Here is a 7,011-nt window from a genome sequence, read left to right as displayed (position 1 = left end):
ACCAAGCAGGCGACGGCTGAACCGACGAACCTGGACATCCATCAACCCACTCTGACCAGCTGATCAGCACCTCCCGCACAGCGGGGGAACCTCACCAAGAGGACCGTGGAAGGAAGAAGCCCGCCCAGGGCGGTACGGGGTAGGCGGCGCAGCCGTCGGTGTAGCGGGCGCGGTCGTGCAGGGCGGGCGTGGCCGCGGCGTCGTCGTAGTCGCGGGGACGGGTGGTGGCGAGTTGCTGGAGGGAGGTGCCGGTGAACAGCGCGGCGGCGAGGGCCGCGGCGAGGCGGGGATGTGCGGCCGCCGCGTGCAGCCGGTGGGCAAGGCGCTGCGCGGTGAGAGGCGGGGGCGGTGGGCAGTGCCGCCGGACGATCGGTGGCGGCGTGCACGGGGCGGTGCGGGGGCGGGGACTGTCGTAGGAGACGAGGCGGTCCAGTGCAGGCAGGGTGAACCACCGGGCACATGAGCCCGAAGAGCCTGTCCTACCGGTGCAGAGCCGTGCCCGGCGCGGAACGGTAGGACAGGCTCACGGTCATGCGGGGATGAGTTCGCCGACGATGGGGATGAGGGCCTGGCCCGCCGGGGTCGTCCAGGTCCGCGCCAGACCGGTGAGGATCATGTTCGTCGAGGTGATCACCGCGCCGGCCGACTCCATCTGGCGTAGGGCCACGTCGTCGGCGATCCTGTTGGTCGAGCCGCCGGCGTCGGCGACGACGTACACCGTGTAGCCCTCCTTGAGCGCGGTGAGTGTGGGGTAGACGGTGCACACGTCGTTGGTCACGCCGGCGATGATCAGGTTGCGTCGTTTGGTCGCGGCGACCGCGGCGGCGTAGGCGGGGTCGTCCATGGCGTTCACGACGCCGGTCCGTCGGATGCGCGCGGCGAACTCCTCCGGGGCGGCCTGTGCGAACTCCTGGGCGAACGGGCCCTGCGCCTGGTCCTCCAAGGACGAGGTCAGGACCAAGGGCATGTCGAGGGCCTTGGCTGCCTTGGCGAGGGCGAGTGCGTTGGCCTTCATCACTTCACGGTCGATCGACGCGACCCAGCTCATGATGCCGTCCTGGTGGTCGATCAGCAGTACGGCGGTTTCGGCGGGCGGGAGCATCTGCAAGGGCATGGTCGTCCTTATCTCGTGCGGTCAAGGCGTCGGGCGGTCGGTGATCATCTGGGGCGCTCCTGCAGCTGGAGGGCTGAGGGGTGGGTGCGGTCGTGGTGGTAGGTGTCGGTACCGGTCTTCTGGCCGTAGAAGTGGGTCATCGGGGCGTCTGCGATCAGCGAGTCGTGGTTGCTGATCGCCAGTCGGATGCGGTCGCCGCGGCGGGCCAGGAACGACATCGGCAGCAGTTCGACGCGCAGTTCGTAGACGGTGTCCGGGACGAGCGGCTCGGCTCGGGTGTGGGCGTGGAACGGGCGCAGCGGGCTGGTCAGTTCGGGCAGTTCGGCTCGGTGCGAGGCGCGCAGCCATCCTTGGGTGACCCGGATCGGCCGGGTGGCCGGTGAGCCGGATTCCGGTCCAGGCACCAAGGAGACACCGACGATGAGGTCGAGGTCGGTCTGGTCGGTCGAGGCGTGCAGGGTGAGCACGCCCTGGCCGGTGAACTCGCGGTCGCGGTCCATCGGCGCGGAGGTGAAGGTGGTGACCCGGGCCGTGTGGTCGGGGCGGCCGTCCTCGTCGAACACGGTGACCCCGGCGGCCCACTGCGGGTCGGGGTAGGACCAGGATGTGGTGTCGTCCTCGGCCGAGGGCGGGGTCCGGGTGAGGGATCCGTCGTTGAGCGAGGTGACCGTTTCGCTGTGGTGGCCGGCGAGGTGGAAGGTGGCGGTCCGGGCGTCGGGCGGCGGCCATGAGGCTGCGCTGCGGTAGGTGTCCTCATTGCGTACGAAGAACCGGACGGCGGGCCGCTCCATGACACCGGTGTCCAGGCCCTTGAGATGGTGGTCGTACCAGGGCAGCAGCTCGGTCCGGTGGAAGTCCTCGTCGAAGAAGTGGCGTTGGGCGGCGGCGAAGGAGTCCGGGTGGGTGACCAGCAGCCGCTTGGGGCCGGCGACGCGTTCGTAGCCGTAGAAGTTGCCGCGCAGGTGCAGCGCCGCCTTGCCCCACACGCCGATCGAGAAGACGGGGATGTCGACCTGGTCCAGTTCCCAAAACGGGGACCGGCGGCGCTGCCACTCGTCGTCGAGGGGGTGGCTGAGCGCGTCGTAGACGAACCGGTCCTTGCCGCCGACGTGGAAGTCGATCCCGTTGAGCTGGTGCTGCATGAGGACGGACCCGAACAGCCAGGACGAGAAGAACCCCTGGGTGGGGATACCGCCGTGGTACATCCAGTCGCGGTACATGTCGGTGGCGCCGTCGTAGGCGACGATCGTCTTCAGATGCGGCGGGCGGGTGCGGGCGGCGTTCCACTGGCTCCACGCGTAGTGGGACATGCCGATCATGCCGACCGCGCCGGTGGCCCAGTCCTGGACCGCGACGTGCTCGATCATGTCGTGGACGGCTTCCCCCTCCTCACGGGAGACCGGGTCCCAGGCGCCCTCGGAGCGGCCGGTGCCGGGCACGTCCATCGCCACGTAGGCGTAGCCGTGGTCGAGGTAGAGCTGGATCGGGCCGTATTCGGTGAACGGGAAGACCGGGTGCGGCGGGAGCCTGCGCAGCGATTTCTGGTACGGGGACGCGCCCAGCACCACCGGCCAGGGTCCCGGGCCGTCCTGCGGGAGGTACACGTCGGCCCGTACGAGATCACCGGCGCGGGTGCGCACCTCGGTCTCGTGCGGGAGTGCGGCTACATCGACCACGTCGTGCGCTTCCTTCCCTGCGTGCCTTGTAGGGCGAACACTTGAGGCAAGGTATCAGGCACCTTATAAGTTGGGGAAGATGTGGACGGGTAACCTGGAGATCTCGGGCGCCAGGAGAGGACGTGCGGCACGGATGGTCAGGGACTACGGGCAGCGACTGCCGTACATGATGCGGATGGTCAGCAACGCGCTGTCCCAGGAACTGGAGCGCACGCTGCGGCGGTTCTCCCTCAACCACGCGCAGTTCGCCGCGCTGGCCCAGTTGGGCCTGGAAGTTCCCGGGGGCCTTTCCGGGGCCGAACTCGGGCACCGGGCGGGAGTCACCGCACAGTCCATGTCCGCCGCGATCGCGTCCCTGCTGGAGCGAGGACTGGTGACCCGCGCCCCTCATCCCACACACGGCCGGATTCTCGAAGTCCGGATCACCCCCGCAGGGCTGGACCTGGTCGAGCGCGCGCAGGCGGCGGCCAAGCATGTCGAGGATCGCGCCGTCGCCGGACTCACCCCGGCCCAGCAGGGCGAACTGCGCGCCCTGCTACGCCAGATCACGCGCACCCTCGGGCTCTACCTGCCCGAGTCGCGTTCGCCGTCGGCCCAGTGACGCGCGGGGGCGGAACGGTGGATGCCGCCCAGGCGGTGGCGGCCCAGGAGCGCGTTGACAGGTCCAGGACACGCGCCCGCGGCCGGTTTGCGTTCCTCCGGACGCGCGGGGTGTTCCCGAAGCGTTCAGTGGTGTGCGGGAATACAAGGGTGCGGTCGATCGGTCTCGGGCGGGGTACGGCGAGGCGGGGAAGGATCTTCACATGCTGCATGGCAAGGTCGCGCCACAGCCGGGTCCAGGTCTGTACGGTACGAGCAGGAGCACGCCGAAATACCTGGTCAAGGTGGCGGCCCAGAAGATCGGGCACCGGAACGTCACGGTGAACTCCCCAGTCCCCGGACCGATCGACGGCACCGGGATCATCACCGGCATCAGCGACGACGACCCGTACAAGAAGCCCCTGCTGGAGACCGTCCCGATCGGGCGGCTGGCCACCCCGGACGACGTGGCCGACGTCGCCGAGTTCCTTGCCGGCGCCCCATCGTTCCTCCTCACCGGAGAAGAGCTCCGGAAGAACGGTGGCTCCAGCAGCTGACGCACCCCGCGCGGCCCTACCCGTCACACCGAACGCGAGGAGAACGACCTTGAGTTCAGAAACGATGAAAGCGGCGCAGGCGGTCGAGGCCGGCCGGCCGTTCACAGTGACCCGGCTGCCCGTCCCCGAGCCCGGACCCGGTCAGGTGCGGGTGCGGGTACGTGCGTGCGGGGTATGCGGCGGCGAGGACATCATTCGCTCCGGCCTGCTCGGCGTGCGCCTGCCGCGAGTACCCGGCCACGAGATCGCCGGAGAGGTCGATGCCACCGGTCCCGGCGTGAGCGCGTGGCGGCGGGGCGACCGGGTCGGCATCGGCTGGCACGGTGGCAGCTGCTTCACGTGCGACCAATGCCGACAGGGTGACTTCGTCAACTGCGCGAACGCCAAGATCGTAGGGCTCTCCTACGACGGCGGGTACGCCGAGTACACGGTGGCACCGCAGGACGCCCTCGCCCGCGTCCCCGACGCACTCCCCTTCGAGGAAGCCGGCCCGCTGATGTGCGCGGGCATCACCACCTTCAACGCGCTGCGCCACTGTGGCGCCGGCCCCGGCGACACGGTCGCCGTGCACGGCGTCGGCGGACTGGGCCACCTGGCGGTGCAGTTCGCGGACAAGATGGGGTTCCGCACGGTGGCGATCAGCCGAGGCCGCACCAAGGAAAACATCTCGCGCGAGCTGGGCGCCGACGAGTACCTCGACAGCGACGAGGGCAGCCCCGGCGAGGCACTGGCGAAACTCGGCGGGGCCGCCGCCGCCATCTCCACCGCCGGCTACAGCCCCGCGCAGGCCGACCTCCTCCAGGGCCTGCGGCCCAATGGCCGCCTCGTGGTGATCGCCACCGGACAGGAGCCGATCCAAGCGAATCCCGATCTCCTGGTGTTCGGCCGCCGCGCCGTCACCGGCTGGTACAGCGGCCATGCCAAGGACAGCGAGGAGGCGATGGCCTTCGCCGTACTCAAGGGCATCCACCCCATGGTCGAACCCCATCCCCTCGACACCGCCGAGGAGACCTTCCAGAACATGGGAAAGGCCAGGTACCGCGCCGTTCTGATCCCCTGACACGCCGCCACCACCCCCACCGCGCGGCAACGCACCCACCTGCCGGGAAATCGAACGCAGTCGTCCTCCACGCCCGCCAGGAAGGCCGCGTCGATCACCATCACGATCCACCGGGCCACCGGGGCGGCTCGAAGACGTGAGGGCGCCCTCACGGGCCATCCGCTGCAGCAGCGCGGTCAGCGCCGTCAGCGCCGTCAGCGTCTGGATGTCAGTGGCTGTGCCATGAGGCGTGTCAGCAGGTGGTGCTGTCGTCGGAGACCGTGAGCCGGAGGCTGTACCGGACGCCGTCGGCGCGGACCAGGAACCCGGCGTCGAGCAGACCCGCGACGGCGGCCGCGGTCGGCTCCACGGGATCGGCAGAGACGGAACCCTCGTAGGACGCCTGGAACAGCACGGCTGCGCCCTGACCGCTGAGGCTGCCGCGCTGGAGCAGCCGGTAGTGCGCACATGAGGGCGGTGCCACGGATCGGTGTGGTTCGCGGGGTGCACCCGGTTCAGCTGCCGGCCGGTGAGAACGTCCACGCGCGGACTGAGGGTGAAGTGCGCGGGGGCCACGCGCCGCAGGGCGCGGTCCGGCGGGGTGGAGGCAGGCACAGGCGCGTTCGATGACGTCGCTGACGTGGTCAAGGTTCCCGCCGGGGGACTCGGCGAGGAAGTCGGCGGTGAGCGGGCGGCCGGCGTGGGTGAGGGCGTTGAGCAGGGCGACGGCGTCCGTGTCGGTGCCAGCGGCGGGGGCGGGCGGGAGCTGGGGTCCAGGTAGAGGGGGTGGTGGCAGACGTCGGCGGCGTACGGGGCGAGCCCGTTCGGCGGGGCTCGGACCCGGACTCTTTCAGTGACGAGATCGCGATGCGGACGCCGCTCGGCTACGGCCGATACGTCCTCGACACCGACGAGCACGGTGCCGATTCCCTCGCGCCCCCGCGCCGCGGAGCGATGGGTGAACCGGGGTGTGCTGTACCTGGGCAAACGGCGGCCTGCCTGCCGCCGTCGGCTGGGGCGAAGCTGGGGGCATCGCTCATCCCGCACAGGCTCACCGCCCTGGCATGACGAACAGGATTTCCCCTTGACCACCTCCGGCACCGCCAGCCCTGCTGTGCTCGAACAGCTTCACCGCCGATCTGCCGACCCGAAGCGGCGCATGCTGTTCACCGGCGCGACCATCGTCACCATGGATCCCGATTCCGGTGTCCTAGACGGCGCCGAACTGCTCGTCGAGGGCGACACGATCACCGCGATCGGTCCTGACCTGAGCCGGGACGGCGCGGTGGTCGTCGACGCCGTCGGCGCGATCCTCGCGCCAGGCTTCGTCGACACGCACCGGCACGCGTGGCAGACCCAGCTGCGGCGGAGCATGCCGGACGTCGACGACCTCGACGCGTACGTGATGTCCACCCTGGCCGGTTACGCCACGCTCTACCGCCCGAAGGACATGTACACCGGGACGAAACTGGCCGCGCTGACCGCGATCGACAGCGGCATTACCTGCATGCTCGACTTCTCCCACAACTCCCGCACCCCCGAGCACTCCAACGCCGCCGTCCAAGCCCTCATCGACACCGGCATCCGAGGCGTGCACGCCTCCATGGGCCCGCACTTCGGTGACTGGGACGAGCAGTGGCCCGGCGACCTCGCCCGCCTCAAAGACACGTACTTCACCAGTGACAACCAGCTGCTGACCCTGCGCCTGGCAGCCCTGGCCACCGACGAGATCGCCGGACCGGCTCTCGCCTACGGCCCCGGACTCGCCCGCACGGCGAGGGAGCTGGGTATCGGGTTAAGCGTGGACGCCGTCTTCGGCACTTCCTCCTCGAACGCCATCGGGCAGTGGGAGAAGGACGGCATCCTCGGCACGGACATCACCCTCATCCACGCCACCGGCCTGACCCGGGAGGCATGGAAGGCGATCGGGGAGAGCGGCACAACCATCGCCCTAGGCAGTGTCTGATGGTTCTTTGGCGAGGCTGCGGAGCCAGATCACGATGGCTGCGGTGGCCAGGGTGCCGTGGAAGATGTAATCGCGTTTGT

At 69.8% G+C, this 7,011-nt stretch carries 7 protein-coding genes; 4 read left to right on the top strand and 3 right to left on the bottom strand.

The features are described 5' to 3' along the window. Positions 1-529: 529 nt before the first annotated feature. Entirely contained in the window at positions 530-1,114 is a 585-nt protein-coding gene (locus AC07AB_RS39875; RefSeq protein WP_478577555.1) for an isochorismatase family protein, read from the bottom strand. A gap of 44 nt (positions 1,115-1,158) precedes the next feature. Then, positions 1,159-2,790, bottom strand: a complete 1,632-nt coding sequence (locus AC07AB_RS39870) for a CocE/NonD family hydrolase (RefSeq protein WP_478577552.1) — start codon at positions 2,788-2,790, stop codon at positions 1,159-1,161. Positions 2,791-2,869: 79 nt separating this feature from the next. Between AC07AB_RS39870 and AC07AB_RS39865 the strand changes: the two genes are divergently transcribed. The 3 genes from AC07AB_RS39865 to AC07AB_RS39855 all read left to right on the top strand — a co-directional run bounded on the left by AC07AB_RS39865 (position 2,870) and on the right by AC07AB_RS39855 (position 4,986). Beyond that, a complete protein-coding gene (locus AC07AB_RS39865; RefSeq protein ID WP_478577551.1) occupies positions 2,870-3,391 on the top strand; it encodes a MarR family winged helix-turn-helix transcriptional regulator in 522 nt (173 codons plus the stop codon). A gap of 202 nt (positions 3,392-3,593) precedes the next feature. Continuing rightward, positions 3,594-3,926, top strand: a complete 333-nt coding sequence (locus AC07AB_RS39860) for an SDR family oxidoreductase (RefSeq protein WP_478577548.1) — start codon at positions 3,594-3,596, stop codon at positions 3,924-3,926. A gap of 49 nt (positions 3,927-3,975) precedes the next feature. Continuing rightward, the gene (locus AC07AB_RS39855; protein WP_478577546.1) at positions 3,976-4,986 is read left to right on the top strand and encodes an alcohol dehydrogenase catalytic domain-containing protein; all 1,011 of its coding nucleotides are present in this window, start codon (positions 3,976-3,978) and stop codon (positions 4,984-4,986) included. A gap of 232 nt (positions 4,987-5,218) precedes the next feature. Here AC07AB_RS39855 and AC07AB_RS39850 read toward each other — a convergent pair whose 3' ends face one another. After that, positions 5,219-5,449 carry a hypothetical protein gene (locus AC07AB_RS39850; RefSeq protein WP_478577543.1) on the bottom strand — a complete coding sequence of 77 codons (231 nt, stop codon included), beginning with the start codon at positions 5,447-5,449 and terminating at the stop codon, positions 5,219-5,221. Between the two features lie 600 nt (positions 5,450-6,049). Here AC07AB_RS39850 and AC07AB_RS39845 point away from each other — a divergent pair. Further along, positions 6,050-6,931 (top strand): amidohydrolase family protein, encoded by an 882-nt coding sequence (locus AC07AB_RS39845; RefSeq protein ID WP_478577541.1) that lies wholly within the window; start codon positions 6,050-6,052, stop codon positions 6,929-6,931. The last annotated feature ends 80 nt before the right edge of the window (positions 6,932-7,011 follow it).

The sequence above is a fragment of the Streptomyces sp. NPDC044033 genome (assembly GCF_056434425.1).
Note: the sequence above shows the minus strand (reverse complement) of the source record. Positions and strands in the feature narration are given on the sequence as shown.

What these genes read in the sequence shown, in the direction of transcription:
- AC07AB_RS39865 (WP_478577551.1), top strand. Translation starts at nt 2,870, where the DNA reads ATGTGGACGGGTAACCTGGAGATCTCGGGCGCCAGGAGAGGACGTGCG.
- AC07AB_RS39875 (WP_478577555.1), bottom strand. Translation starts at nt 1,114, where the DNA reads ATGCCCTTGCAGATGCTCCCGCCCGCCGAAACCGCCGTACTGCTGATC.
- AC07AB_RS39860 (WP_478577548.1), top strand. Translation starts at nt 3,594, where the DNA reads ATGCTGCATGGCAAGGTCGCGCCACAGCCGGGTCCAGGTCTGTACGGT.